This window comes from Luteolibacter sp. (assembly GCF_058122085.1).
This window is the reverse complement of record NZ_JBIKBQ010000007.1, coordinates 13,410-40,282: the sequence shown is the minus strand read 5'-3', so window position 1 is coordinate 40,282 and position 26,873 is coordinate 13,410. Positions and strand designations below refer to the sequence as shown.

At 64.1% G+C, this 26,873-nt stretch carries 25 protein-coding genes; 15 read left to right on the top strand and 10 right to left on the bottom strand.

The features are described from left to right. Window positions 1-92 precede the first annotated feature (92 nt). The 3 genes from AC4DF4_RS02170 to AC4DF4_RS02160 all read left to right on the top strand — a co-directional run bounded on the left by AC4DF4_RS02170 (window position 93) and on the right by AC4DF4_RS02160 (window position 5,266). On the top strand, window positions 93-1,730 hold the full coding sequence (locus AC4DF4_RS02170) for an NAD+ synthase (RefSeq protein WP_490046472.1): 1,638 nt from the start codon (window positions 93-95) through the stop codon (window positions 1,728-1,730). A 13-nt stretch (window positions 1,731-1,743) separates the two neighbouring features. Beyond that, complete coding sequence (locus AC4DF4_RS02165) at window positions 1,744-3,711, top strand: right-handed parallel beta-helix repeat-containing protein (RefSeq protein ID WP_490046471.1); 1,968 nt, start codon at window positions 1,744-1,746, stop codon at window positions 3,709-3,711. Window positions 3,712-3,793: 82 nt separating this feature from the next. After that, complete coding sequence (locus AC4DF4_RS02160) at window positions 3,794-5,266, top strand: PLP-dependent transferase (protein ID WP_490046470.1); 1,473 nt, start codon at window positions 3,794-3,796, stop codon at window positions 5,264-5,266. A 9-nt stretch (window positions 5,267-5,275) separates the two neighbouring features. Here the strand turns inward: AC4DF4_RS02160 and AC4DF4_RS02155 are convergent, their stop codons facing one another. Continuing rightward, entirely contained in the window at window positions 5,276-5,806 is a 531-nt protein-coding gene (locus AC4DF4_RS02155; protein WP_490046469.1) for a hypothetical protein, read from the bottom strand. A 147-nt stretch (window positions 5,807-5,953) separates the two neighbouring features. Here AC4DF4_RS02155 and AC4DF4_RS02150 point away from each other — a divergent pair, with 147 nt between their 5' ends. Further along, window positions 5,954-7,123: an ABC transporter permease gene (locus tag AC4DF4_RS02150; protein ID WP_490046468.1), complete on the top strand. Its 1,170-nt coding sequence runs from the start codon at window positions 5,954-5,956 to the stop codon at window positions 7,121-7,123. A gap of 9 nt (window positions 7,124-7,132) precedes the next feature. Here the strand turns inward: AC4DF4_RS02150 and AC4DF4_RS02145 are convergent, their stop codons facing one another. The 3 genes from AC4DF4_RS02145 to AC4DF4_RS02135 form a co-directional block, all read right to left on the bottom strand. Beyond that, window positions 7,133-7,567 carry a type II toxin-antitoxin system VapC family toxin gene (locus AC4DF4_RS02145; protein ID WP_490046467.1) on the bottom strand — a complete coding sequence of 145 codons (435 nt, stop codon included), beginning with the start codon at window positions 7,565-7,567 and terminating at the stop codon, window positions 7,133-7,135. Continuing rightward, window positions 7,564-7,806 carry a hypothetical protein gene (locus AC4DF4_RS02140; RefSeq protein ID WP_490046466.1) on the bottom strand — a complete coding sequence of 81 codons (243 nt, stop codon included), beginning with the start codon at window positions 7,804-7,806 and terminating at the stop codon, window positions 7,564-7,566. The genes AC4DF4_RS02145 and AC4DF4_RS02140 overlap by 4 nt, the downstream gene beginning before the upstream one ends. Before the next feature lie 271 nt (window positions 7,807-8,077). Next, window positions 8,078-8,236 (bottom strand): hypothetical protein, encoded by a 159-nt coding sequence (locus AC4DF4_RS02135; RefSeq protein ID WP_490046465.1) that lies wholly within the window; start codon window positions 8,234-8,236, stop codon window positions 8,078-8,080. Window positions 8,237-8,429: 193 nt separating this feature from the next. On the opposite strand from AC4DF4_RS02135, the gene AC4DF4_RS02130 reads away from it, so the two are divergent. Genes AC4DF4_RS02130 through AC4DF4_RS02120 form a run of 3 tightly spaced genes read left to right on the top strand, consistent with a single transcriptional unit; the run spans window position 8,430 to window position 11,553 of the window. Beyond that, on the top strand, window positions 8,430-9,179 hold the full coding sequence (locus AC4DF4_RS02130; RefSeq protein WP_490046464.1) for an ABC transporter ATP-binding protein: 750 nt from the start codon (window positions 8,430-8,432) through the stop codon (window positions 9,177-9,179). Between the two features lie 8 nt (window positions 9,180-9,187). Next, complete coding sequence (locus AC4DF4_RS02125) at window positions 9,188-10,156, top strand: efflux RND transporter periplasmic adaptor subunit (RefSeq protein WP_490046463.1); 969 nt, start codon at window positions 9,188-9,190, stop codon at window positions 10,154-10,156. Next, the gene (locus AC4DF4_RS02120) at window positions 10,153-11,553 is read left to right on the top strand and encodes an efflux transporter outer membrane subunit (RefSeq protein ID WP_490046462.1); all 1,401 of its coding nucleotides are present in this window, start codon (window positions 10,153-10,155) and stop codon (window positions 11,551-11,553) included. Before AC4DF4_RS02125 ends, AC4DF4_RS02120 begins: the two co-directional genes overlap by 4 nt. Before the next feature lie 18 nt (window positions 11,554-11,571). Here the strand turns inward: AC4DF4_RS02120 and AC4DF4_RS02115 are convergent, their stop codons facing one another. Next, window positions 11,572-11,982 (bottom strand): RrF2 family transcriptional regulator, encoded by a 411-nt coding sequence (locus AC4DF4_RS02115; RefSeq protein ID WP_490046461.1) that lies wholly within the window; start codon window positions 11,980-11,982, stop codon window positions 11,572-11,574. A 114-nt stretch (window positions 11,983-12,096) separates the two neighbouring features. On the opposite strand from AC4DF4_RS02115, the gene nirK reads away from it, so the two are divergent. The 6 genes from nirK (at window position 12,097) to AC4DF4_RS02085 (ending at window position 18,131) form a co-directional block, all read left to right on the top strand. Next, a complete protein-coding gene (gene nirK / locus AC4DF4_RS02110; RefSeq protein ID WP_490046460.1) occupies window positions 12,097-13,620 on the top strand; it encodes a copper-containing nitrite reductase in 1,524 nt (507 codons plus the stop codon). Between the two features lie 3 nt (window positions 13,621-13,623). After that, window positions 13,624-14,388, top strand: coding sequence for a formylglycine-generating enzyme family protein (locus tag AC4DF4_RS02105; protein WP_490046459.1), 765 nt, complete (start codon window positions 13,624-13,626; stop codon window positions 14,386-14,388). After that, on the top strand, window positions 14,385-14,987 hold the full coding sequence (locus AC4DF4_RS02100) for an SCO family protein (RefSeq protein ID WP_490046458.1): 603 nt from the start codon (window positions 14,385-14,387) through the stop codon (window positions 14,985-14,987). Before AC4DF4_RS02105 ends, AC4DF4_RS02100 begins: the two co-directional genes overlap by 4 nt. Then, window positions 14,984-16,174 carry an NnrS family protein gene (locus AC4DF4_RS02095; RefSeq protein ID WP_490046457.1) on the top strand — a complete coding sequence of 397 codons (1,191 nt, stop codon included), beginning with the start codon at window positions 14,984-14,986 and terminating at the stop codon, window positions 16,172-16,174. Before AC4DF4_RS02100 ends, AC4DF4_RS02095 begins: the two co-directional genes overlap by 4 nt. Before the next feature lie 20 nt (window positions 16,175-16,194). Continuing rightward, complete coding sequence (gene gluQRS / locus AC4DF4_RS02090) at window positions 16,195-17,112, top strand: tRNA glutamyl-Q(34) synthetase GluQRS (protein ID WP_490046456.1); 918 nt, start codon at window positions 16,195-16,197, stop codon at window positions 17,110-17,112. Between the two features lie 224 nt (window positions 17,113-17,336). After that, on the top strand, window positions 17,337-18,131 hold the full coding sequence (locus AC4DF4_RS02085) for a ParA family protein (RefSeq protein ID WP_490046455.1): 795 nt from the start codon (window positions 17,337-17,339) through the stop codon (window positions 18,129-18,131). A 142-nt stretch (window positions 18,132-18,273) separates the two neighbouring features. On the opposite strand, the gene AC4DF4_RS02080 is transcribed toward AC4DF4_RS02085, so the two are convergent. Further along, window positions 18,274-18,528 carry a hypothetical protein gene (locus tag AC4DF4_RS02080; protein ID WP_490046454.1) on the bottom strand — a complete coding sequence of 85 codons (255 nt, stop codon included), beginning with the start codon at window positions 18,526-18,528 and terminating at the stop codon, window positions 18,274-18,276. Between the two features lie 158 nt (window positions 18,529-18,686). On the opposite strand from AC4DF4_RS02080, the gene AC4DF4_RS02075 reads away from it, so the two are divergent. After that, the gene (locus tag AC4DF4_RS02075) at window positions 18,687-19,382 is read left to right on the top strand and encodes a pseudouridine synthase (RefSeq protein WP_490046453.1); all 696 of its coding nucleotides are present in this window, start codon (window positions 18,687-18,689) and stop codon (window positions 19,380-19,382) included. On the opposite strand, the gene AC4DF4_RS02070 is transcribed toward AC4DF4_RS02075, so the two are convergent. Further along, window positions 19,383-21,758, bottom strand: a complete 2,376-nt coding sequence (locus AC4DF4_RS02070; RefSeq protein ID WP_490046452.1) for a serine/threonine-protein kinase — start codon at window positions 21,756-21,758, stop codon at window positions 19,383-19,385. It lies immediately after the preceding gene. A gap of 77 nt (window positions 21,759-21,835) precedes the next feature. Between AC4DF4_RS02070 and AC4DF4_RS02065 the strand changes: the two genes are divergently transcribed. Then, complete coding sequence (locus AC4DF4_RS02065; RefSeq protein ID WP_490046451.1) at window positions 21,836-22,765, top strand: RluA family pseudouridine synthase; 930 nt, start codon at window positions 21,836-21,838, stop codon at window positions 22,763-22,765. A 75-nt stretch (window positions 22,766-22,840) separates the two neighbouring features. Here AC4DF4_RS02065 and AC4DF4_RS02060 read toward each other — a convergent pair whose 3' ends face one another. Genes AC4DF4_RS02060 through AC4DF4_RS02050 form a run of 3 tightly spaced genes read right to left on the bottom strand, consistent with a single transcriptional unit; the run spans window position 22,841 to window position 26,863 of the window. Next, entirely contained in the window at window positions 22,841-24,154 is a 1,314-nt protein-coding gene (locus AC4DF4_RS02060; RefSeq protein ID WP_490046450.1) for a DUF4340 domain-containing protein, read from the bottom strand. A 39-nt stretch (window positions 24,155-24,193) separates the two neighbouring features. Beyond that, entirely contained in the window at window positions 24,194-26,092 is a 1,899-nt protein-coding gene (locus tag AC4DF4_RS02055; RefSeq protein ID WP_490046449.1) for a Gldg family protein, read from the bottom strand. Window positions 26,093-26,131: 39 nt separating this feature from the next. Continuing rightward, on the bottom strand, window positions 26,132-26,863 hold the full coding sequence (locus AC4DF4_RS02050) for an ABC transporter permease (protein ID WP_490046448.1): 732 nt from the start codon (window positions 26,861-26,863) through the stop codon (window positions 26,132-26,134). Between the last annotated feature and the right edge of the window lie 10 nt (window positions 26,864-26,873).

The window sequence follows — 26,873 nt, the reverse complement described above, 5'->3', positions numbered from 1 at the left end:
AAGAATTCCGGTGATTTCAAATGCCGGCATGCGCCAAAAAAGGTTTTTTCCTTTTGCCCGTGGCCGTTTGCAGGTGTTTTCTGGACGCGCTCATGAACATCGGCATCGCCCAAATCAACTCGGTCATCGGGGACTTCCCCGGCAACGTGAAACGCATCCTCGCCGCCTACCGGGAATGCCTCGAAGCCGGCGCGGACCTGGTGCTGACGCCCGAGCTGTCGCTGGTCGGCTACCCGCCGCGGGATCTGGTTTTCAAGTCGCAGTTCGTCCCGAAATGCCTGCAAGCGCTCGACTACCTCGCCGGCGAAATCCGCGAGGTCCCGCTGCTCGTCGGCTACGTGGACCACCACCATCCGTCGCGGCCGGGGAAACCGTTCCGCAACGCCGCGGCTTGGCTGGAGAACGGAAAAATCCAGCACCGCATCTGGAAAACCCTGCTGCCGACTTACGATGTCTTCGACGAGCGCCGCTACTTCGAACCCGGTGATGCCAGCGAACCGATCCTCTGGAATGGCCACCGCATCGGCGTGACGATCTGTGAGGACATCTGGACGGAAGACTACCTCCAGCGCCCGTTTTACGATCGCGATCCGGTCGATGAACTCTCGGCAAAAGGCATCGATCTGTTGCTCAATCTCAGCGCCTCGCCGTTCCATCTCGGCAAGCCTCTGCTGCGCCGCGCGATGATCGGCGGAATCGCCCGCAAGGCGAAAGTCCCGGTCGTCTATTGCAACGCGGTCGGCGCCAACGACCAGCTCGTCTTCGACGGCCACTCGCTGGTCACCGACGCCACCGGCGGCATCGCCACCCAGCTCGCGGGATTCGTCGAAACCTGCGTCGTGGTCGATCCGTTTTCTCCGGTGAAAAACGAAGCGTCGCTCGATTCCTGCGACGCGGAGGAACTCTATCAAGCCCTCGTCCTCGGCGTCCGCGACTACGTCACCAAGTGCGGATTCTCCAGCGTCTGCCTCGGCCTCAGCGGCGGGATCGACTCCGCCCTGACCGCCGTGATCGCCGCCGACGCGCTCGGCCCGGAGAACGTCCGCGGCCTCACGATGCCCAGCCCCTACTCGTCGCGCGGCAGCGTGGACGACTCCTTCGCGCTGGCGAAAAACCTCGGCATCCGCTGCGACGAGGTTCCTATCAAAAACGCCTTCGAAGCCGTCAAAGCCACGATGCAGCCGGTTTTCGAGGGCAAACCGGAAGACGTCACCGAGGAAAACATGCAGGCCCGCCTCCGCGGACTGATGCTCATGGCGCTTTCCAACAAGGAAAACCACCTGCTCCTAACGACCGGCAACAAGAGCGAGCTCGCCGTGGGCTACTGCACGATTTACGGCGACATGTGCGGCGGCCTCGCGGTCATTTCCGACCTGCCGAAATGCCGGGTTTACGAAGTCTCGCGCTGGATCAACCGCGAGCGGGAAATCATCCCGTGGAACACCATCGACAAGCCGCCGAGCGCCGAGCTCCGGCCCGACCAGAAGGACCAGGACACGCTGCCGCCCTACGAAATCCTCGACGCCATCCTCGAACTCTACGTGGAAAACCAGCTTTCCGCCGACGAGATCATTTCGCGAGGCTACGAGGAAGCCACCGTCCGCTGGGTGCAGCGCCGCGTGGACCTCAACGAGTGGAAACGCCACCAGGCCGCGCCCGGCCTGCGCGTGACCTCGAAGGCTTTCGGCATCGGCCGCCGGATGCCGATCGTGCAAAAATTCGTCGGCTGAAATCCCACACGCCATGAAGCTTCCGGATGCCCGCAAAATCCTCGGACTTGGTCCGGACGAGGATCCGCGCCCCCATCTCGCCGATTTCAAACAGGCCCGCGAGCACATCGCCGCGATGGTCCGCTCCGCGCCGAACGAAACCCTGGCGAATCGCTATCAGCAGGGACTCATCGAGTTCGACCAGGCGCTCGCCGCCGTCCAAGAGCATTTGGAAGCCGTCGGCCTCGCCGCTCCGCCGCTGCCTTCGAAAGTCATCGCTGAAATCCCCCCCGCCCCCGCCGCCAAGCGCGCCGCTTTCCACCTCGTCTGGCTCGTGGTTCTCCTAACCGGAATCGGCGGCGGGTGGATCTACCTGAAAAACGAGGAGGCCAAGGAACAACAACGCCAGGCGCGCATCGGATTCCTCGCAAACCAAGGCTCCATCATGGTCGAGAACCGCCGCTGGCAGGATGCGGCCGGCGCGTTTGCCGAGATCGAAGCGATCGATCCCGGCTCCGGTCTCGCGCAGCGCGGCCGCCGCAGCATCGAGGTCGGCATGGTGGAGGAGCAAACCCAGTTCATCGGCTACTGGACCGGCCAGGCCACCGCCGAGCTCGAGGCCGGACGTCTCGATGAAGCGGTCGCCGCCGCCCGCCAGGTGCTCGCGAAATTTCCCGCGGAAAAGGACGCCGCCGCCATTCTAGAACAAGTCGCCGCCGCCCGCGCCAATCAGTCGCGCACCGCCGCCATCGCTTCCGCCCGCCAGGCGCTCGACCAACGGCACTGGGACGACGCCATCGCCACGGCGCAAGGAATCCTCGCCAAGACGCCCGACGATCCGGACGCGAAATTGATCCTCGCCGACGCCACCGCCGCCGTGGAAAAGATCGCCGCGGACCAGGCGAAAGCCACCGAACTCCTGCAAATGGCCGTCGCCCGCGATCAAGGACAGTTCGACCAGCAGGCGCTCGACTGGCTCCGCGAAGCCAACTCGCTCACTCCCGGAAATCCCGAAATCGCCGCGCGGCTGGAAAAACTTTCCAGCTACGTTCGCAGCCTCCACGTCCCCGGCGATTTCGCCACGCCCGCGGAAGCACTCGCCAGCGCGCGCGACCGCGACCGCATCGTCCTCGGCATCGCGACCTGGAAAGGCCCGCTCGTCATCAACGCCGCGGTCGAACTGCAAGGCGCCGGATTCGCCGAAACCATCGTCGAGTGCGCGCCGGAAAGCGGCAGCGCGATTTCTATCGGCCCGGACGCCAAAGGCGCGCGGATCAGAGGCATCACCTTCCGCCACGAGTCGTTCGCCGCCGGCACCGACCGCTTTTCTGCCGCCCTGGTGCGCGGCGGGCAGGCCACTTTTGTCGATTGCCGCTTCACAGATGCCAGCGGCCACGGCCTCGCCGTGATCGAGGGCGGCCAAGCCCTTGTTAGTCGCAGCCGCTTCGCCAACAACGGCTGGAACGGCGTGGCCGCCATCGGCCAAGGCAGCACGCTTGAAGTCCGGGATTGCGAGTCGCTGGAAAATTTCGAGCATGGCATTGAGTCGTGGGACGGAGCCGCGGTCATCCTCGCCAACAACCGCTGCGAGGGAAACAGCCGCAACGGCATCCACGCCGACAACGGTCCCGCCTCCGCCACCATCGAGGGCAACCAGCTCATCGCCAACCGCGAGTTCGGGCTGGTTCTCGACTCTGCCGGCGGTGGCAAAATTTCCGGCAACACCGCCCGCGCCAATCTCCTCGGCGGCCTGGTGATCCGCTCCGCCGCAGCCGGCGTTCCGGTCACCTCGAACCAAGCCACGCTCAACCTCGGTCCCGGCCTGGTCTTGGAAAAAGGCCTCGTCGCCGCCTCCTACGCTGACAACTCCATCTCTCAAAACCACGGTCAGCAAACCTTCACGGACATCGATCTCGCCCCCGGTGAAAACCCCGCCCCGGAGGCCGAAAAAATCCCCCGAGCCTCGATCATCGCCGAGCCCGAACCCGCCCCATCACGCTGATTTCCCGCCCTCGCCCCGATTTGTTCGCCGATCCGCGTTGATCCGGCTTGCCCTAAGTCCTTAGCCGGGGCATGGAGGGGGGGTGAAGCGTGACCTATCAGCCAAACCGGCATGGCAGGAACAGGATCTGGGGCTGCCGCTTCCGGATTCTCCTCACGCGTGCTCGGTTTGCCTGCCGACCTGGGACTCCATCCTCGGCTACGAGGAAGGCCGCGAAAAAGTCCTTAAACGGATGCGCACCGGCTATCCCCGGTTTTTCAAACACCCGGTCGTGGAACGCCTGTTCGCCGCCGCGAAAGCCGAAGTCGCGGGCGAACACGAGGAAGTCATCGTCCTGCCCACCCGCGCCGCCGTGCAACGGGCGCACCGCTGGGTCGAGCGCCGCGCGGAAACCGCCGTGCGGATCGCCAGCTTCCACGGACTACAAGTGTTAGTCGTTCCAACCAAGGCCAAGCGCGAGGCCGACGAATACTGGCGCTTCGCCGGCGAGATCGTCAGCAGCAGGCAGGCACAGGATTTTCTGGACGGGAATTTGCGCGAAGGCTCGAAGTCGCATCTGATTTCCCGGTCGCTGGCCAAATTCAGCGGCGCCGCGCCGGAAGACACCTTTATTTTCACCAGTGGCATGGCCGCCATCACCGCCGTCCTGCGCGCCCTGCCGGGCATGCATGACGGCAAGAAGACCTTGCAGTTGGAATTCCCCTACGTGGACAGCCTGAAAGTGCAGGAACTCTTCGGCCACGGCGTGGTCTATCTGAACGACGCCACCGGGGAATCCTTCGACGAAGCCCTGATGCGCATCCGCCAGGGCGAGTTCGCCGGGGTTTTCACCGAGGTTCCCAGCAATCCCCTGCTCCGCACCATCGACCTGCATCGCGTGGCCAAAGCCTGCGAAGACAGCGGCACGCCATTCGTCATCGACGACTCCGCCGCCGGCCCGCTGAACGTCGATTCCCTGCGTTTCGCCGACGTGGTGACCGGCAGCCTGACCAAATGGGTTTCCGGCAAAGGCGACGTCATGGCCGGAATGGCGACCGTCCGCGCCGACTCGCCGGTCGCCAACGCCTTGCGCGAATCCCTAACCGCTGACTCGACCGAGAGCGCCCCGTTATACATCGGCGACGCCGAGGTTCTGCTCTCCAATCTCAAAGGCTACGCCAAGCGGATGGAGACCGTGAATGCCAGCGGCAAGGCACTCGCCGCATGGCTGGCCAATCATCCGGCCGTGGCGGAAGTCTGGCATCCCTCGCTGACCCTCAAGGCCAACTACGAGGCGGTCATGCACAAGGGCGCGGGCTACGGCGGCTTGCTTTCCTTCGTTTTAAAAAACCAAAAAAAGACCCCGAAGGTCTATGACGCCCTGCGCTTGAGCAAGGGCCCGAGCTTCGGCACGCCGTTCACCTTGGTTTGCGCCTACACCATGCTCGCCCACTACCACGAACTGGAGTGGGCCGAGGGCTGCGGAGTCTCGCCGAACCTGTTGCGCGTCTCCTGCGGCCTTGAGCCCATCGAGACGATCATCGCCGCGTTCGAGGAAGCGTTCACCCACGCCTGAGCCGCCGCTTCACAGCAATCCCGGAAAACCGGAATCGCTCGGCGGCCCCGCGAAGTTTTCCGCCAGAAACTTCCGCCAGACCTCGCGGCTTTGATCGGATAGACCCGCCGTCATCCTGCCGATGCACGGCTGGCAGACGAGCAGCGGCAGCGGTCCGGTGACGAGCGACCCGCCGGAATCGAACAACGCGGAAATCCCGAATCCCGCCAGCTCCTCCCGCGGCGTGCGGCAGGCGATGCACGCGGCGAAGCGCTCCGTCGGATCGTGCGAAAGCATGAATTCCCGCATCCGCGCCTCCCAGTCGATTTCCCGCTCCAAAAACCCACGCACCGCTTCCTTCGACACTTCCGAAAGCTTGTCCGTCACCCGGTCGCGGCACGGCTGGCAGATCGCGTATTCCAGCACGCATTCCCCGCGGGCGAACTCCTTGTTGACCAGCCACGGCTCGGCGATTTCCACCAGCGGCAGCTTGCAGCAAAGGCAGTGGGAAAACGGTTCCCCGGTCTCCTCCGATCCCAACCACTCGTCCATCGTCCGCATGCGGGAAGCGTAATCCGCTCCAACAGCCGGATGGAATCGCAAAAACAGCCTGTTTCAAACACCCGCGGCACGAACGCAAACAATCCCATGTCGCGGGTTGCGCGGTCAGCGCCCCCTGTTAAGATCGCGCGGTCCTCCCGTCCCTGCATGATCGGTCTCGCTCTCAAAATGCTCTTCGGCGACACGGCCAAGTACCTGATGCTCGTCGCAGGCTTGTTCTTCGCCACCTTCCTCATCGTCCAACAGGCCTCGGTCTTCTGCGGCCTGATGCGCTGGACCACGGCCACCCTGAAAAACGTCGGCGCTCCCATCTTCGTCGTCGAGGAGCGCGTCGAGCAGGTCAACGAAACCAACCCGATGCGCGACACCGACGTCGCCCGCATCCGCTCGGTGTCCGCCGTCCGCTGGGCCATGCCGCTCTACTCCGGCATCCAGCGCGTCCGCCTCGAAGACGGCAGTTTCAAAACCGTGCAGCTCATCGGCATTGACGCCGCCTCGCTCGCCGGCGCTCCCGGCCGGATGGTCGAGGGAAATCTCGAAGACCTCCGCCTGCCGAACACCGTCGTCATCGACGAACTCGCCACCACGCGCCTTTCCTCGAATCCGCGCGATCCCTCGAAGAAAATCAAGATCGGCGACCAGTTCGAAATCAACGACGTCGAAGCCCGCGTCGTCGGAATTTGCAAGGCGATGCGCTCCTTCACCGGCGGCCCGTACATTTGGACCACCTACGAGCGCGCGCTGCAATACACCCCGACTTCGCGGAAAATGTTAACCGCCGTGATCGCCGCGCCCATCGAAGGCATGACCACCGAACAAGCGGCCGCGGAAATCGAGAGAACCACCGGCCTGCGCGCCTACGTCAACCGCGACTTCGGCGACAATTCCAAGGATTTCAACACCGCGACCGTCTGGTGGTATGTGAAAAACACCGGCATCCCGATCTCCTTCGGCACCACGGTGGTCATCGGATTCATCGTCGGCGTAGCCATCGCCTGCCAGACGTTTTACGCCTTCGTGCTGGATAATTTGAAACACCTCGGCGCGCTCAAGGCGATGGGCATGTCGAATTTCCGCCTCAGCATGATGCTCCTTATCCAGGCGCTCACCGTCGGCTTCATCGGCTTCGGCCTTGGTTTGTTAGCCACCTCCGGATTCGCCATGGGAGCCATCAACAACGGCCAGCCGCCGTTCTACATGCCCTGGCAGATCCCGGTCGCCGCCTTTCTCGCCGTGCAGATCATCTGCATGCTCGCCGCGCTGATGGGCATCATCCGCCTCGGTCTTTACGAACCCGCCATGGTCTTCCGTGCCTGACAGAGGCAGTCAAAACTCCGATGGAAACTCGCAGGGAATCGTCCTTCGTCCCATGCGGCGGTAGGTGGAGAAGTCGTTGCGATCCACCGTCCAGATCCGGCATTTCGAGTGAAGCTCGCTCATGCGCACGAGGCAGGCATCCGCGAGGTCCATCGGGCGGTCGGCATATTTCGATGCCAGCGCGGCGAGATGGGATGCTTCGCTTGCGAGCGAGAAATCAGGGTCCACGATCAAGTCGCCGCGTGTGACCAGTTTGAGCACAGCCACTGGATCCGGACAGAAACTCGCGGCTTCGGCCAGCACCGCATCGCAGGTGAGGAAAGGCGCCTGTTTGTGAAAGGCCTCAAGTGCCCAGCTGTGGAACGGGTCGTTGCGGAACAGCAATGCCACAATCACCCCGAACAGCAATGCCACAATCACCCCGGTATCCGCGATTTCCTTCATGGCTTCCGGCGCATGCGCGCGCGGGTTTCGGAATTGGTCGCTGCTTTGCCAGTGCCTTCATACATCCCCGCCAAATCAGACGATGCGAAGCCGGAGCTGGTTTTCTTCCCGCCTGAGGCGAGATCCTCCTCGATCAGGGAGCGCACGTATTTCGCCCGGTCCACTCCCAACCGGGCAGCCCGCGCCTCGGCTTTTTCAAGCAGATCGGGTTCCATCCGGAGTGTCAGGACTTTTGTCATACGAAAACGAATACACCTCCGGCGAGGAGCGTCAAGGCGTCACCTTGGAAGATTTGAAAACGGCATGGAATTGGTCTGTCATACGGCTCCCCTTGGGCTCAATGGTTACGAAACACCTCCTCAGGTTGTATGCGGTGCGTTTTGATTGCCGACATCTCCGGTCCCACCACGCCGAAAAATACCGCGCCTCTGGACACCCGGTTGAAGCGGACCCGATATGAGGCCATGAAATCGCTCTCCACCTGGCTGCTCCGGTGGAGAGCTGCTTGCTTCAGCGGGCCTTCCCGTGATCCAGCAATGCACGATCATAGGCGCAGCGCCAGACCGGGATTGGATAGACGGCCTCGAAGCACTCGTAGCCGTATATTACCGACTCGAAGGCCTCCGGATATTGTCGTGTCACCTCGGCGATCACTGTCAATTCCGACATTGATGTTTTTCAAAATCTCACTTGAAAGTGACAGAATCAGGATCACTTCATCGCCAGCCAAAGTCGTTGATCTGATCTCTGGCATCGTGCTTGATCGCCTAATGGCCCACCTCTAAGTGCTCGACAACTGGTAACTCCTTGGCAATTTCAGCTTCCATCCACCTCGGTCTTTACGAACCCGCCATGGTCTTCCGTGCCTGACTCCTCTCCATCTCATCACATCGTGGTCGATGTCCGCGCCGTCGAAAAAGGTTTCGGCGAAGGGTCGGGCCGCATCCACGTGCTAAAACAGGTCCACCTCCAGGCGCGCAGCGGCGAGATCACGATGCTCGTCGGCCCTTCCGGCTGCGGCAAGACCACCCTGCTCAGCGCCATCGCCGGCACGCTCCGGATCGAGAGCGGCGAGATCAACGTCCTGGGCAACTCCCTGGAAAAAATGTCCGGCCACGCGCTCACCCGCTTCCGCGCGAAAAGCATCGGTTTCATTTTCCAACAGTTCAACCTCATCCCCACCCTCACCGTCGCGGAAAACGTCGGCATTCCCCTGCTCATCCAGGGCGTCTCCAGCGGCAAGGCACTCACCCGCTCGCGCGAGATTCTCGATAAAGTCGGCCTCGGCCCGCGTTGGAAGGAACGCCCTAACAAACTCTCCGGCGGCGAGCAGCAGCGCGTCGCCATCGCCCGCGCCCTCGTCCACGAGCCGCCGCTCGTCATTTGCGACGAGCCCACCGCCGCGCTCGACGCCCAGAACGGCGAGATCGTGCTCGACCTCTTCCGCCAGGTCGCCCGCTCGCCCGAGCGCGCCGTCATCATCGTCACCCACGACAACCGGATCTTCTCCTACGCCGACCGCATCGCCCGCATGGACGACGGCGAAATCATCGAGGTCAAGGAGCAGCTCCACCCCGAGAAACCCCACTTCGTCCACGAACACGCGCATTGAATCAATCCATGAACTTCTTCTCAAAACTCCTCCGTTACGGTTCCATCGCCGCCGCCCTTTTCGGCGTCGTCGCCATCGTCATGGTCTCCCGCACCCAGGCCCAGCGGCAGATGCCGCCGCCGGGCGACCCGCCGGTCATGCCGCCGCAAAAACCCTACAAGGAAGCCGTCGCCGCCACCGGCATCCTCGAAGCGCTGAGTGAGAATGTCGCCATCGGCGTCCCTCTCCCCGGCCTGGTCACCGAGGTCTTCGTCAAGGTCAGCGACGCGGTGAAAAAAGACCAACCGCTCTGCAAGCTCGACGACCGCGACCTCCGCGCCGAGCAGCTTTCCACCCAGGCCCAACAGGAAATCTCCCGCGCGCAGATCACCGTCAGCGAGGCCCAGCTCGCCAAGCTCGAATCCCAGCTCGCGCGCCTCAACGCCGTCACCGACAGCCGCGCCGTCAGCCTCGAAGACCTTGAAAACCGCAAGCAGGACGTCGCCGTTTCCCAAGCCCAGCTCGCCGCCGCCAAGGCCCAGTTCGCCGCTTCGGAAACCTCGCTCAAGCGCATCGCCCTGCTCATCGACCGCCTTACCGTCCTCGCCCCGCGCGACGGCACCATCATCCAGCTCAACATCCGCGCCGGCGAATACGCCGCCACCTCGCCCAGGAATCCCGCGATGATCCTCGGCGAGACCGACAAGCTCCAGGTCCGCGCCGACATCGACGAACAGAACGCCACCCGCATCCGCACGGGCCAGACCGCCTACGGCTATTTGAAAGGCGATCCCACCGTCACCTTCCCGCTCGAATTCATCCGGATCGAGCCCTATGTCATTCCCAAAGTCTCGCTCACCGGATCCAGCACCGAGCGGGTGGACACCCGCGTGCTGCAAGTGATTTATTCGCTAAACCGCCCGACCGATCCGCCGCTATACGTCGGCCAGCAAGTCGATGTATTCATCCAAGCCCCCGACCGCCTCCAGAAACCATGAAATTTCCCGCGCTCATCCTGCCTGCCGCGTTGCTCCTCGGGGCCTGCACCGTAGGACCGGATTTCCAACTCCCGGGAATGTCCGGCGGCTCGAAATGGAAACAATCCCAGGCCACCGCCGCCACCCGCCTGCCTGATCACTGGTGGCGGCTTTTCAAAGACCGCGAGCTCACCCGTCTGGTCGATCGCGCGCTCGCCGCGAACAACGACCTCGCCGCCGCCAAGGCCCGCGTCGACACCTCCCGCGCACTCGTCGGCGTGGACCGCGCGAAACTTTTCCCCACCCTCGATCTATCCGGCCGCGCCGGGATTTCCCGCAGCTCCGCCGACGCGCTGCGCGGAAACCTCCCGGCCGGCGCGGACATCGCGCTGGAATCCCAGAACTACCGCAGCACCTTCGACCTCGCCTACGACCCCGACCTCTGGGGCCGCAACAAGCGCGCCCTCGAAGCATCGTCCGCCCAAGCCGCGGCAAGCGAGGCCCTGCTAGACTCCCAGCGGCTCGGAGTCGCCACCGAAGTCGCCCGCCAGTATTTCCTGCTCCGCGGCCTCGATGCCCAGGACAGCGTGCTGCAAAGCACCCTCAAGAGCCGCAAGGAAGCGCTTGAAATCCAGAACTCGAAATTCAACGCCGGCCTGATCGACGGCCTCGCCTCCAGCCGCGCCCGCACCGAAGTGGAACTCGCCGACAACGACCTCGCCATCGTCCAGCGCCAGCGCGGCTCCGCGGAACACGCCCTCGCCGTGCTTTGCGGCGCGGCCCCTTCCAGCTTCTCCGTCACCCGCCGCGCCTCCAACAGCGCGCTTCCGGACATCCGCGCCGGACTCCCCGCCGAGGTCCTCAACCGCCGGCCGGACGTCCGCGCCGCCATCCAGGAACTCCGCGCCGCCAACGCCCGCATCGGCGTGGCGGAGGCCGCGTTCTATCCGAACTTCAGCCTCAGCGCCGGCGGCGGATTCGAGTCCATCGACATCAAGCGCTTCCTCGACTGGGAAAACCGGGTGCTCTCGCTCGGCGCCGGAGTCGCCGCGCCGCTCATCGACGGCGGCGCCAACAAGGCGAACTATCAGGCCGCCCGCAGCCGTTACGACGAAGCGCTGGCCAAATATCGCCAGACCCTGCTCATCGCCCTCCGCGAGGTGGAGGACGCGCTCGTCGATCTCAAGGGCCTCGCGAAATCCCGCAACGCGCTGCAACTCGCGCTCGACAGCTCGCAGGAAACCCGGCGGCTCTCCCAAGAACGCTACGACAAAGGCCTGACCAGCTACTTCGAGGTCGTCGATTCCGAGCGCGACGTGCTCCGGGTCCAGCTCGTCCTCAGCCAGCTCGAAGCGAACCAGCGCATCACCCTCGCCGCCCTCGCCAAGGCCCTCGGCGGCGGCTGGAGCGGGAAATAGGCCCACCGCGCGCTCCCGTCACTTGCCGGACGGACCGACGAACTGGGCGAAAGTCTCTTCCTGCAGGCCGTCGAGCGCCTTCTGGTGCATTTGAAGGAACGTGTCGTGCAACGGGCAATGCGGACCGTGGCCACACCAGTTAGGACCGAACGGACACATCACGCGGTCCGACGGATCTTCGAAAACCCTCACCACATCGAGCAAGGTGATTTCCCCCGCCGGGCGCGCAAGACGGTAGCCGCCGGTCGGCCCGCGGGTCCCCTCGACCAGCCCGGCACGGGACAACATCGTAAGCACCTTGGCGATCAACTGCCGGGAAATCTCACGGGCATCCGCGATCTCCGCGCTGCCTGCCAATCTGGATTCGCCGGAGACCGCCGCCAGATAACTGACAGCGGCGATTCCCGATTGGGCCAGTTTGCTATACATGAACACACCCCCAGAATGCAGATCAACGACTCGGAGTCGATGAAGGATTCAATTAACGAATGATTTTTCTTTAACATGCAGGAGAGAAGTGAAACATTGCCTCCAGTGACCACCATGAAACCCATCCATCATCCAATCCAGAGTTTCCGCCACAGTCTCGCAGCACTGCTTCTCGGCGCGGCCATCACCCTGCCCCTCAGTGCCGCCGGCGAGCCCGGGGCTGGCGCGCCGAAAGGTCCGACTGCCAAGGGCACCGACCCTGAAATCGTCGGCGAGGAAAAAGCCGTGCTCACCAGTCCGCCGATGGTGCCGCCACCGATCACCCGCAAGACCGCGACCACGCTGATCGTCAACCTTGAAGTCATCGAGAAGGTCAAGCGCATGGCCGATGGCGTGGACTATCTGTTCTGGACCTTCGGCGGAGACGTTCCCGGCAGCTTCATCAGGGTGCGGGAGGGCGACCTCATCGAGTTCCACCTCGGCAACCACCCGACGAGCAAGATGCCGCACAACATCGACCTGCACGCCGTCACCGGACCGGGCGGCGGCGCTGCATCGTCATTCACCGCGCCGGGCCACCGGTCGCAGTTTTCCTTCAAGGCGCTCAACCCCGGACTCTATGTCTATCACTGCGCCACCGCGCCGGTCGGCATGCACGTGGCAAACGGCATGTACGGACTGATCCTCGTCGAGCCGAAAGAAGGTCTGCCCAAGGTCGATCACGAATACTACGTGATGCAGGGCGATTTCTACACCGCCGGCGCGTTCGGCGAGGAAGGGCTCCAGTCCTTCGACCAGGCGAAAGCGGTCAACGAACAACCGAGTTATGTCGTCTTCAACGGCGCGGTCGGATCGCTGGTCGGCGACAAGGCGCTCAAGGCGAAGGTCCACGAAACCGTCCGCCTCTATGTCGGCAACGGCGGGCCGAACCTCTCCTCGTCCTTCCACGTCATCGGCGAGATCTTCGACCAGGTCTATCAGGAAGGCGGCACCGTCCCGACTCAGAAGAACGTCCAAACCACCATCGTCCCTCCGGGCGGCTCGGCCATCGTGGAATTCAAGACCGATGTTCCCGGCACCTACATCATCGTCGATCACGCGTTGTTCCGCGCCTTCAACAAGGGAGCACTTGGCATGCTGAAAGTCGAAGGCCCGGAAAACCTGCTCGTCTATTCCGGCAAGGAAGTGGACGAGACCTACCTCGGCAGCGCGATCCTCTCGCAGGATTCCACGGTCGAGGATCTTGAAAGAAAGAAGCGCGAAGCCATCAGCGCCGACCCGAAAATCGCCGGCCTTTCGAAGGAGATCCTGATGGAAAAAGGCAAGCGCGTCTTCACCCAGACCTGCTTTGCCTGTCACCAGATGAACGGTGAAGGCATCCCCGGCGTGTTCCCGCCGCTGGCAAAATCCGATTTCCTCATGGCAGACAAAAACCACGCGATCACGACGGTCATCAAAGGCTTGTCGGGCCCGATCAAGGTCAACGGCAAGGATTTCAACGGCGTGATGCCACCCGTGGCGATCAATGATGAGCAGGTCGCCCAGGTCCTCACCTACGTCCGCAACGAGTGGGGCAATACGGGCGACATCGTCACCGTGGACGAAGTCCGCAAGGTGCGCGCGGAATCCGCCCATTGACCCATGATCGCCCGCCCGTTCATCGCTCTTGCCGCGTTGCTGCTAGGCAGCGCCGTCGGCGCGGAGCTGGTGCCGGTGCCTGCCGGAATCTATCGGCCGTTGTTCGCGGGGGAAAACGACCTGAAGGAAATCCCCGTCGCCCGGTTCCAGCTCGCCGCCATGCCGGTGAGCAACGGCGAATTCCTCGACTTCGTCCGGGCGAACCCGCAATGGCAACGCTCGAAGGTGAAGCGGCTTTTCGCCGATGAAAACTACCTCAAGCACTGGGCCGGCGACACCGAACTCGGCCCCGCCTGCGATGCCGCCCAACCGGTGAGCTGGGTCTCGTGGTTCGCCGCGAAATCCTACGCCGCGTGGAAAGGCGGCCGCCTGCCGACCACCGCCGAGTGGGAGCTGGCGGCGGGAGTCGGATTCACCCAGGACGATGGATCGAAGGAGCCGGAGTTCAAGAAAGCCATCGCACGCTGGTATGGCACGCCCTCGCCCGCCGCTCTGCCCGCAGCGGGTTCCGGCAGGGCGAATCTCCATGGCATCCGCGACCTGCACGGCCTCGTGTGGGAGTGGACCAGCGATTTCAACTCCGCCATCGTCACCGGCGACGCGCGCGGCGACACCGGCCTGGAGCGCCAGCTCTTCTGCGGCGCAGGCTCGCTCGGGGCCAAGGACACCTCGAACTATCCCGCCTTCATGCGCTTCGGCTTCCGCTCCAGTCTGAAAGCCGGCTACACCGTTCACAACCTCGGCTTCCGCTACGCCAAAGACCCATGAAAACCCTCATCTCCATCATCCTGCTAACCGCCGGCCTCGTCTGCGCCGGAGAAAAGCCACCCTGCTGCCGCGAAGCCGCACCCGCCACCCCGCTGGCCGACAAATCGCTCTATCAACTCGAATCCACCTGGACCTCCGACGTCGGCAAGGACGTGAAACTCGGCGTGCTGCGCGGCCGCCCGCAGATCGTGGCGATGTTCTTCACCACCTGCGAATACGCCTGCCCGATCATCGTCGAGAACATGAAATCCATCGAACAGGCGCTGCCGGAGAACCTCCGCGACAAGGTGGATTTCCTGCTGGTGAGCTTCGACGTCGAGCGCGACACGGTGGAGGCGTTGAAAGCCTATCGGGCGAAGAAGCAGCTCGCCTCCGCCCGCTGGACGCTGCTCCGCGGCAAGGAGGACGACGTGCGCGAACTCGCCGCGCTGCTCGGCATCAACTATCAGCGCGACGCGAAAGGCCAGTTTTCCCACTCGAACACCATCAGCGTGCTCAACGCGGAGGGCGAGGTCTCCTTCCAACAAACCGGCCTGAACAAGGACGCCAAGGAAACCGTCGCCGCGATTGAAAAGATGCTTTCAGCCAAAACTCCATGAGCTTCCCCGCCTGCCGCCACGCCAAACGCAAAACCCAGCCCGCCGTCCAATCCCTCGTCTGGCTCGGCAGCGAACCTTACCGGCTGTTTTTTTTCAGCGGCATCCTGTTCAGCATCGCCGGAGTGGCGATGTGGCCGCTGTTTTTCTCCGGGCACTTCCCGTTCTATCCGGCCGTCAGCCACGCGCGGGTGATGATCGAGGCCTTCGGCGGCGCGTTCGTGGTCGGTTTCCTCGGCACCGCCGGGCCGCGGATGCTGTCGGCCCCCCGCTTGAAGCCGTGGGAGCTCGCCGCGTTTTTCCTGCTGCATCTCGCCAACGGCCTCTGCCACCTGCGCGGACTCACGACCTGGGGCGACGTCTTGTTTCTCGCCCTGCTCGGCGGATTCGCCCTCTCGCTGGGGACGCGGGTGATCTTCTTCCGCAAGGAATGGCCGCCGCCGGCGATGCTACTCGCGGCCACGGGTCTGGCCTGCGGAATCGCCGGCACCATCCTCTGGCTGAATCCGGCGTGGGTGGCGCGGCCGGAACTCCAGCGCCTCGCCGGACTGCTGCTCTATCAGGGACTCCTGCTGGGACCGGTGATGGGCGTGGGCATCTTCCTTTTCCCGAGACTGCTAGGTGGCGGGTTCGGCGAGGACGCCACCTTCCGCCGGATGGCGCTCGCCGCCATCGCGCTGCCCGCGAGTTTCGCGGTGGAAGTCTGGGTCAATCCCGCCGCCGGGCAGATTCTGCGGGCGGCGGCGCTTGTCTTCGCGCTCGCCCACGTCCGCTGGCGGCGCGGCAAGGATGCGGCATCGCCCGGCACGCTGGCCAACGCGCTGCGCTTCTGGTGCCTGCCGCTCGCGTTGATCGGACTGGTCGCGCCGGTGTTTTCCCCGTTACAACACATCGCGCTCGACCACCTGTTGTTCGTCAGCGGTTTCGGACTGCTTTGCCTGATCGCCGGAAGCCGCGTGCTGTTCGGTCACAGCGGGTCGCTGGAACTTTTCGCCAAAAGATCGTGGATCGCGCGCGGCATCGTCTTCGCCACCGTGCTCGCCGCGCTCACCCGCGCCTCCGCCAATTTCATGCCGAAAATCATGATTTCCCACTATGAATACGCCGCGTGGTCGTGGGCCGCCGGGGCCGCGCTTTGGACGCTTTGGCACGCCCGGAGGTTTTTCAAAAAGGACCCCGGCGAGGACTGAACGACGCCGCGGGCTTGTTCTTGCGCTTCGATTCCGCCGGTGCGAAACAGTCCGTGATGATCGTCCGCACGCGATTCGCTCCCAGCCCCACGGGACGGCTGCACCTCGGCCACGTGCTCGCGGCGCGGGTCGCCTTTTCACTCGCGCGCGATGCCGGCGGGTCCTTTCTGCTGCGACATGAAGACATCGACGCCCCCCGCGTGCGCGAGGAATTCTATCATGGCATCGAGCAGGACCTCGAATGGCTCGGGCTGGAATGGGACGGCGACGCGCTCCGCCAAAGCTCGCGGATCGCGGCCTACGAGGCGGCGCTCGCGTCGCTGCGCGAGCGGGGGCTCGTCTATCCATGCTTCTGCACCCGCCGCGAGATCCAGGACGAATGGGCGCGCATGGGAGCCGCCCCGCAAGGCCCCGAAGCCCCCGCCTATCCCGGCACCTGCCACAAGCTAACCGCCGCCGAACAGCAAGCCCGATTCCTCTCCGGCACGCCCTACGCCTGGCGGCTCGACTCGCGCAAGGCGCGCGAGCTCGCCGGCCCCCTCACCTTCCGCGACCTGCGCTTCGGAGAAATCCCCGTGGACCCGGACTTGCTCGGCGACGTCGTGCTCGCCCGCAAGGACATCGGCACAGCCTATCATCTCGCCGTCGTCGTGGACGACGCCTTCCAGCAAATCAGCCACGTCACCCGCGGCGAGGACCTGTTGTCATCGACCCACGTCCACCGCCTGCTACAGGTCCTGCTCGGTCTTCCCCAGCCTCTCTATCTCCACCACCCGCTGATGCTCGACGAGGCGGGGAAACGCCTCGCGAAACGAGACGACTCCCGATCCATCGCAGCACTGAGGGAAAGCGGCATGGCGGCCGCCGAGGTGTTCGCCATGACCGACGCGGCGATGCCTGACCGCCCAAAAACAGGGATTTCCAACATCTCAAGGTAGCTGGCGCGCCTCGCTCGGTGCCGGATCTCCGCGAAACCGCCCTCAACCGCGCGCCATTCGCAGGAATCCCCTCGCATCGCAGGATCACCGCAGCCCGCTTGACGTCCCGCGGGCCGGCCATGGCGGCGGCCCGCGGCGTTTCGATGGTTTCCTTTTGCGGTTTTGATTGCCAGCGGCGCGCTCGCCCGTGACTGTCTGCCCGTCCGGCTCCGGACCACTGCCGCATGAAAGTCGTCGCCATCGCCAACCAAAAAGGCGGCGTGGGTAAAACCACCACCGCCCTCAACCTCTCCGCCGCCCTCGCGCTGCGTGGCCAACGGGTGCTTTTGGTCGATCTCGACCCGCAGGCGAACTGCACCAGCGGCCTCGGCCTCGAGCCGCCGGACGGCTGCAGCATCTATCCCGTCCTGCTCGGCGACACCACCGTCGCCCAACAGATTTTACCCACCGGCCGCGAGAACCTCTCGATCCTGCCCTCGGAAATGGACCTCGCCGGCGTGGAGATCGAGCTCGCCCGCAGCGACGACCACCTCACCCGCCTGCGCTCGATCCTCCAGGCGCTCAAGCCGAACGACCTTTTCGAATACTGCATCCTCGACACCCCGCCCTCGCTCGGCGTGCTGATGACCTCCGCCCTCGCCGCCGCCGATGAAATCCTCATCCCACTCCAGTGCGAGTGGTTCGGCCTCGAAGGCCTGGCCAAAATCGTCCACGTCATCGACCAGATCCGCGGCTCCGACGCCAACCCCGGGATCAAGCTCGAAGGCATCGTGATGACGATGTATGACGGCCGCACCCTGCTCTCGCGCCAGGTCGTCGAGGAGGTTTCCAAGTTTTTCCCGGATCAGATGTATCGCACCATGATCCCGCGGACCATCCGGATCGGCGAGGCGCCCAGCCACGGCAAGACCATCTTCGAGCACGACCCTACCGGCCTCGGAGCCCAGGCCTACGGTGCCATGGCCGACGAGTTCCTGACCCGCCACGCCGCCGTCGGCCACTTGCAAGCCACGCCTTGATCGCCGGATTCCGGCGGAGGCTCCTCTTCACCCAAGAGTTCGCCCCAAGGGACGCAGTCAAAATGACGGTCGGCCACGCTCATGTCCACCATGAGGGTTTTGCCCGGATGCATGGTCAGTCCTGCTTCCGCCATCCACTCCCTTAACTTTTCCAGCGCGTTCCCGGCCTCTTCCTGACTGCGGCATAAGACGACCATGTCGTCGGCAACGTGCTCGCGCACCAGAGCCATCGGCCGGTCATGGGAATCGTGTCGAAGTAGCCCTTGATGTCCACGTCCACGACCTGCGTGTTCCCGGCACGAAGCAGTTCCTCCACACGCCGCAACGCATCCTTGCGACCGCGTCCGGGGCGATGCGTGAGGTGCGCAAACTCGCGCACATGCAGGTCAACAACCATGCTCCCGGCCGGATGCACGGCTATCAGGGCCGCGCCATCGGCGGGCCGACCGGCTACTCGGACTGGAGCGACGTGGGAATGGAGCGGCAGCGTCGCGGGCCGCTGCCGCTTCGGACCGCCCGGGTTGACGGGAAGTCGGCCCTCCATAGGATCGGCGCATGCGCCTCGACCGATTCCTCACCCGCCGCGGGACTCACCCGTGCAAGGAGATCGCCAGGATGTTAGGAGACGGCCGGGTGACGGTGGACGGAGCGCTGGAATCCAGCGGGCTGCGGCGGATCAGCCGGTTCAGCCGGATCGAGCTCGATGGTGAAGTCCTGCAAGCGCAGGAAGCTGTCTATCTGATGCTGCACAAGCCGGCCGGCTATCTCAGCGCGACGACGGACCCGCAGCATCCGACGGTGATGGCGCTGATCGACCACCCGCTGCGCGACGAGTTGCATCTGGCGGGACGGCTGGACCGGGCGAGCACGGGATTGCTGCTGCTGACCAACGACGGGCGCTGGTCGAAGCGCGTGACGGAACCGCTGGAGGAGATTTCGAAAGTTTACCGCGTGACCACGCGGGATGAGATTTCACTGGAAACGACGGCGGTCTTCGCGGCGGGTATTTATTTCGCCTACGAGGATCTGACGACGCGCCCGGCGGTCTTGGAAATCCTCAGCGAACGCGAGGCGCTGCTAACGATCCACGAGGGGCGCTACCATCAGGTGAAGCGGATGTTCCATGCGGTGGGCAACCAGGTGCTGAGCCTGCACCGCGAGAGCATCGGACCGCTGGTGCTGGATGACGCGCTGCCGCCGGGGAAGTTCCGGCCGCTGGGCGCGGCGGAGGTCGCGTTCTTTAACCGTTAGCTACTTCGGCAGGCCGCTGGCGGTCGTTTCCCAGCGCTGTTTGAAGGCCTGATTTTCCCGGGACAGGACGGATGCGGCCAGCAGCGCCCGCTCACGGTTTCCGGCGAGCCAGTCGAAGGAAATCGCGGACTCGTGGCGGCGCAACCGCTCCGACTCGCTCGTCGAGTTCTTCACGAAGATCCGGTGCAGGGCGATGACCGCGTCCGGCGAGAAATCCCCCCACTTGGCGGGAACGGACTTCTGGCTCGCATCCACGATGGTGATCACGCCGGCGGGATCGATGGTGATTTTGCCGACGACTTCTCCCGATTTCATCGGGAACTCGCCGCTGGCGGCTTCCTTGCGGAGGTCCTCCGCGAGATCGGCAAAGAGCGCGGCGGACGCATCGCTAACCGCCAGCAAGGAAGCCCGCGTCGCCCCCTCCGGATCGGCGGACAGGAATACCAGATAGGCGGAGGCGTCCGGGAAGCGGAAGTCTTTGGAGAACTCGGCGAGCTTCGCCATGACCGTGGCCAGGTCGGGCGCGGTGGATGCGGCGGGCGGGACGATCTGCGGGGCGGCCAGCAGCTTGGAATGCTTCGTCAGATCGAGCTGCCAGGCGCGCACGCTGTAACGGGCGCGGCCGCGGGTTTTCAGACCGCCGAGGATTTTCTCCAGCTCGGCAACGGCCGCGTTGCATCCGGCCACGTCTGCGGGAAACCCCTCAAACACCGGACTGGAGAGCGCCCGGTGGTCTGCGAGATAGTCGTTCGCCAGACTTTGGTAGATTTCGAGCCATCCGTCCGCTTCCGGAATCCTCGCGGACGCGACCGCGGCGAACCAGCCCGCCGCCTCGTCCGGCATTCCCTGTTCCCAATCCTTGAGTCCGGCGAGCATCCAGGCCAGCACGTGCGCCGCGCCGCTCCCGGAAGCATCGTGCTCCTTCGCGGGGATGGCGGGAAGCCTTCCTAACCGATCCATCGTCCGGATCAACCCCTCACCGATCCGCTGCTTTTCCGGCACGGACAATACGTGAGCGTGAGTCGCCCGGGCCTGGTTCCTCGCCTCGCCGGACTGTCCGTCGAGATAGTTGGCGACCACCGCCTCCACGCCGGCCCAGCTGCGGGTGGGCTCGTGCACGTCGGGATTTCCGCGCAGTTTTGCGAACCCGGCGGCCGCTTTCGCGAAATCGCGGGCTTCCACCGCGGCCCGCGCCTCGCGGTAGCTTTTCGCGATGTCGATGCCCGCCGTGGAAGCGGGCTCGGGAACGACCGGATCCACACTCACAATCACCGGCGCCTTCGGCTCCGGCGCGGGAGTCTCGCGGGTGATCCACCAGATGCCTCCCCCGACCAAGACCAACAAGACCAGGCCGGCGATCGAGAGGGCGATCCTTTCGTCCCGCTTCTTCTGCGCCCGCCGTTTCGCCGCGCTGCCGGAGGATTCCACGGCCTCGGGAGCGCCGGATTTCAAACGTTTCAGCGCGCTCTCCATCAGGCCTATCATTTCGTCGTAGGACGAGAAGCGGTCCTTCGGATCATAGGCCATCGCCCGTTCCACGATCCGGCAGACATCGGCGGGCAGCGACGGGTCGGCGATGCCTAGCGGCACCACTTTTCGCTTCGCCTCGCGCAGGATGTCGGTGGCCATCGTCTCCGCGCCGCAGGACGGCTTGCCGGCCAGCGCGTGATAGACGGTCGCCCCGAAGGCATAGATGTCGGAGCGCAAATCCTCGACATGACCTTCGATCGTTTCCGGTGGGACGTAGTAAGGAGTGGCCCAGACTTCCGTGGCCTGGGCTTTGCCGCCCTGGGTCACGAGGGCGAGGCCGAAATCCACCAGCTTCGCGTGGCCCTCCGCGTCGAGCAGGATGTTTCCCGGTTTCACGTCGCGGTGGATCAAGCCCGCGGCATGCGCCGCCTTGAGTCCCTGCGCGACCTCGATGGCGAGCGGCAGCATTTCCAAGACGGGGATTTTCCCGCGTTCGCGGATCTGATGCTCGAAATGCCCGCCCGGCACGAGCTCCATGGCGATGTAAAAGCGCCCGAAGGACCTTCCCGTCGTCAGCACGCGGACCACGTTCGGGTGGCTGAACGAAGCGGTGATCCTCGCCTCCTCCTCGAAGGCCTTGATCCGCCGCTCGTCCGCCGAGAAATCCTCACTGAGGATCTTCAACGCCACCTCGCGGTCGAGCGTCGGGTCATGCGCCACGAAAACCATGCTCATGCCGCCCACCGCATGCCGCCGGACCAGCGTGTAAGGGCCGAACTCGCACTTCACCCGCATGTGCTCGCCGCAAGCCGGGCAAACCACGTTGGCGAAAGGCGCCATCGACGACACGTCCATCGGACTCTCGCAAGCAGAACAATGGACGATGGTTTCGGCGCGCTCCGGCATGGGCAAAAGCTAGCGACGCGGCACTTGGGTGCAAACTTGAATCTTGCAGCACCTTTTCCCGCGGCGAGACTCCCGGCGTGGAGATCCTAGTTGAAGACAGTCCGGGCGAGCGCATCGACGCTTTTCTCGCCGCCCGCCTCGCGGACCTTTCCCGCTCGCGCATCCAGACGCTCATCCGCGAGCAGTTCATCCAGATCAACGGCCACCCCGCCAAACCGCGCGACGCCGTGAAACTCGGCGACCGGATCACCGTGGTCCTCCCCGAAGCCGTGCCGCTGCACAACGAAGCCCAGGATCTCGCGCTGGAAATCCTGTTTGAGGACGCCGACATGGTGGTCCTCAACAAGGGCTCCGGCATGGTCGTCCACCCGGCTCCGGGAAATCCCGATGGCACCCTGGTCAACGCACTGCTCCACCATTGCCGCGGGAAACTATCAGGCATCGGCGGCGTCGAGCGACCGGGCATCGTCCACCGCCTCGACAAGGACACGTCCGGCTGCATCGTCGTCGCCAAGTCCGACATCGCCCACCAGTCGCTCGTCGGCCAGTTCGCCGGCCGGACGATGGAAAAACTCTACCTCGCCGTCAGCCAGGGCATCCCCAAGCCCGCCAAGGACACGATCTTCACCCATATCGGCCGCCACCCGGTGAACCGCCAGAAGATGGCAGTCGTCAATCCTCCCGGCGGGAAAACCGCCATCACGGACTATGAAGTTCTAGCCGCCGATCCGGCCACGCTCACCGCGCTGGTCCTCTGCCACCTCCACACCGGCCGCACCCATCAGATCCGCGTCCACCTCCATCACAAGGGAGCGCCTCTCGTCGGCGATCCGATCTACGGCAAGCCCAGCAAGACCTCGGAACAAACCGGCCGCCTGATGCTCCACGCCTGGCGGCTCACGCTCGACCACCCGGTCACCGGCGAGCGCCTTCATTTCGAAGCCCCCATCCCCGCCGAGTATCAACCGTGGCTTGATCGAGTGGAAAATCTGGAAGCCCGGGCGTAAAAAAAGAAAGTGCCCCGACTGTCTCAGTCGGGAGCACCCTTCAAAAAATCCGGCTGAGACAGCCGGGACACATTTTCACTTCTTTTGCTCGTCCTGGTCTGCCGGTGGCACTGAGATCGACGGGGTGGTGGCGCTGACGGGCGGACGGGCGATCATGCCGCCTGGAAGTTGCTGGACGCCACCGGTGGGCGCGCCCTCGGCAGGTGGCGGGGTGGCCTTGGTGATGAGGGCGGCACGGTCCTTGAGCAGCGGATCGACGGTGCTCTTGGCGACTTCGAAGGTGATGCCGGCGAGGGCTTTTTCCTTGGCGAGCTTTTCGGTGAGGGCTTTTTGACGCTCGGCGAAGGCGGTGTCCTTGGCTTTGGCGTCCTCGGGTTTTTCTCCCTCGGCTTTCTTGCGCTCCTTGGGGATTTCCGCGGCGACTTCCACGGTGAGGAGGAAATTGTCGGTGGCGGCGGGTTCCGCATCGGGAGCGGCTGGGGCTGCGGGCCCTGGCTTGGTGGGCGAGATGTGGAGGGTGTAGGTGAATCCCTCGACCGTTTCGATGACCGCGGTGCGTTTGCCGTCGTCGGCGGCACGCTCGGCGACCTTGTTAGCGGGGACGACGTCCTCGAAACGGGCGTAGGAAAAGAGGCTCTTGAGCGGGCCGGTGACGGTGGTGTCGAGCACCTCGGTGGCGGTGGCGCCCTCGAGTTTGAATTCGGCGTTCTCGTCGTCGCGGGTGAGTTTCCAGGCGTTCTCGGACTTGCCGCGTTGGCTGAGGGTGATGGATTTGATCTTTTCGGGATTGATGAATCCGGAGTCGAGCCAGCGCTTGGCGTCGTCGCTAACGGACGGGAACATCTCGCTCACGGCGTAGAAGCCCGAGTCGTCGGCGTGGTTGCGGATATAGCGGCCGACGGCACTGCCGCCGCCCATGGGCGAGGGGGCCGAGCCGCTTTCGATGCTTTTGCCGAGGGAGACCTTGGCGATTTCCTTGCCGGCGGCGTCCTTGAAGGTGGCGGTCAGTCCGCGGTCCGCAGGCTTGGTGGCGGCCTCGTCCATGCCGAAGCGCGGGGCGAAGGACGGTCCGGCTTCGAGGCCGAGGGTGACCTTGAGCTCGCCCAGCGTGCGGATGAAGTCGTTGACGAAGGTGTTGTTAGCCGGATGGCCGTCGCGCTGGGCGACGACCCATTTGCCATCCTTCTTGGCGAGCGTCACGCTGCCGGCGGCACCTTGGATCTCGATGCTGGCCGCGTCGTTGGCCGGGAAGGATTCGAAAAGCGTCTGGCCCTGGCTGCGCTTGGTGGCGTTGCGGGTGGACTGGTTCTGACTGACTTTGACGGCGGTCACGGCCGCGCCGAGGGCGATGGCGATGACCCAGAGGATGATGACCTGGCGTTTGTTCATGGTGGCGGAAATTTGAGATTTGAAATTGAGGATTTGAAATCAGCGCGCGCGGGTGGCGCGGCGGCGGTTGATGAAAAGAATCAGGCCGATCAGGATGACCAACACCGGCATGGCGGCGACGTTGAGCAGGGTGATCTTTGCGGCGAGCTTGTCTTTCTGGCGGCGGAGTTCCTTTTCCTGCTCGCGGATGAGCTTGGAATACTCGACCTGTTCGGCTCGCAGCTTCTTGATTTCCTCCTCCTGCGCGGGCGACAGATAGAGTTCGGAGCCGCGGGATTTCTGGGCTTGGAGCTCGCTGAGTTTCTGTTGGGCGGCCTTTTGTTTCGCTTGGAATTCCTCGATTTTGACTCCGACGGTCTTGTTGAAATCCGACTCCATCTCCTGGACCACGGTGAACGGGCGGCGGATCGCTGAGCGGGAGCGCGAGCCGATCAAGTGCTTGGAGCCGGTGGCTTGGTCGAGCAGGTTGAGGAGCAGGGTGGCGTTGCCGTTGGAGGGTGAGGCCATTTGCTGGCCGCCGAAGTTTTGGACGTTGTAGGCGAAGCGGTCGTAGAAGGCGTCCACGTCGCCGATGAGGAAGACGTTGCCGGGAGCGGCGGCTTCTTTCAGGTAGACCGGCTTGGCTGCGTCCTTGTCTTTCGGCGTTTCGGCCGGGTCGGCGGGTGGCTTCGGTTTGCCGTCGGGGAAGGCGGTCTTGAAGGCGCCGGAGAGATGGGTGACGAGGTCGTAGGCGGTGCCGTTGGACTTGAGCGTGCGGGCGAGCGACGGGTCGAGCTGCGAGGCTTTGACCGAGTCGACGAAGCCGGCCTTGGTGGAGGATTTGATGAGCGTGTTCGCAGTCACTCCGTCCTTGCCGGTGATGGTGATGGCGCCGGGAAGGAAAAGCGTGACGGAGCCGAGATCCTTGGTGATGACGTTGTCCTTTTGCGGCATCGAGTCTTTTCCAAGTGTCAGCACGGCGAGGCCGAGACGGTCGCCGCCAAGCTTGGTGGCGAGCGCGGGATCTGCCAGAACCTGGCCGGATTCGAAGGAGACTCCCCATGCGGATAGAAGGGTCGGCAGGGTGGAGGTGGTGGGAGGCGGCGGTTGCTGGCCCATCATCGGATTCGACTGCGGCGCGGTCATTTGCGCGGCCACGGAGAACGGGTCGAGGCAGGCGACGACGGTGCCGCCGTTGAGGACGTATTGGTCCACGGCGAACTCCGCTTCCGGCGTGATGCCGGCGGGGTGGAACAGGAGCAGGACCTTGATTTCCTTCGGGTCGATGGTGGTGGCTTCCATCGGCACGTCCACCACGTCGAAGGACTGCTTGAGTTGTTGATAGATGACCCAGCCCGGAGTCGGTGGTTGGCCGGGCATCATGGCGGGCGCGCCTTGCAGGTCGAGGGCTGTCATCAGGCCGATCTTCGGCTTGGTCGGAGTGGTGACCTCGCCGATGGCTTTGGAGATGTGGTATTCCAACATCGTTTCGTCGCGCGGGTCCATGAATGGGATGACGCTGGTTTTATCGAGGCAGGAAATGGCCAGGCCGAAGAAGAGGTTCTGGTCGTTCATGCGCTGGCCGTTGATGCCGTCGAGGTTGGCGGAGTCCTCGGCATCGGTGTCGGGCTGGGGATCGAGGTTGTCGATGCGGAGTTTGCCCTTCGAGATGGAGGCGTATTCCTTGAGCAGGTCGTCGACGCGGCGCATGTGGAGCTTGAGGTCCTCCGGCATGTAGTCGGTGCTGCGGGAAGCGTAGTAACGGATGACGACGGGCGTATCGAGCTCGGTGAGGATGGCGCGGGTGCCGGAGGACAAGGTGTGGACCTTGTTCTCGGTGAAGTCCGCGCCGCGGTTGCCGAGCGGGGTGAGTGAGACGAGCCAGTTGGCTAGCAGGGCGATGACGACGAGCGCTGCGACGCCGAAGGCTGCGCGGGTGACCGGGTGGTTGGTTTTCATGAGGAAATTTGAGATCTGAAATTTGAGATTTAAAACCGATCAGGCGCGCTTGGAGGAGAGGATGGCGCTGGTGCCGAGCAGGCAGACGAAGATGATCGAGCCGAACCAGACGAAGTCCTTCAGCCGGAACAGGCCGCTGTTGAGCGAGCTGAAATGGTCCCAGACGCCGAAGGCGACGATGCCTTCGAGCACGCCCGGAGAAACGATTTTCGAGAGCTCGCGGGTGACCGGATCATAGCCGCAAAGCAGGATCAGCACGCAGATGGAAACCGAGACGATGAGGCAAACGACCTGGTCGCGGGTGCAGGCGGAGACCAGCATGGTGATGGCGAGGAAGGTGCAGCAGACGAGGAAACTTCCCAGATAGCCCGAGAAGATCGCGCCGTTGTCGGGGGTTCCGAGGTAGTTGACCGTGAGGACGATGGGGAAGGTGAAGGCGAGGGCGATCAGCCAGACGGTGGCGGCGGCGAGGAACTTCCCGATGATGGCGCTCCAGGTGGAGACGGGGAAAGTTCCTAGCAGTTCGATGGTGCCGGTGCGTTGCTCGTCGGCCCAGAGTTTCATGCCGACGGCCGGAGCCAGCAGCATGTAAACCCACGGGTGCCAGAAGATGAACGTCCACTCCAGCGAGGAGTCGCCGACGCGCATGAACTCGCCGAAGGTGAAGGTGAGTCCCAGCGAGAACAGCAGGAAGATGACGATGATCGCGTAGGCGGTGGGCTGCGAGAAATAGCTGGAGAGCTCGCGTTTGTAGATGGTGCAGGAAGACATGGTGAGGAAG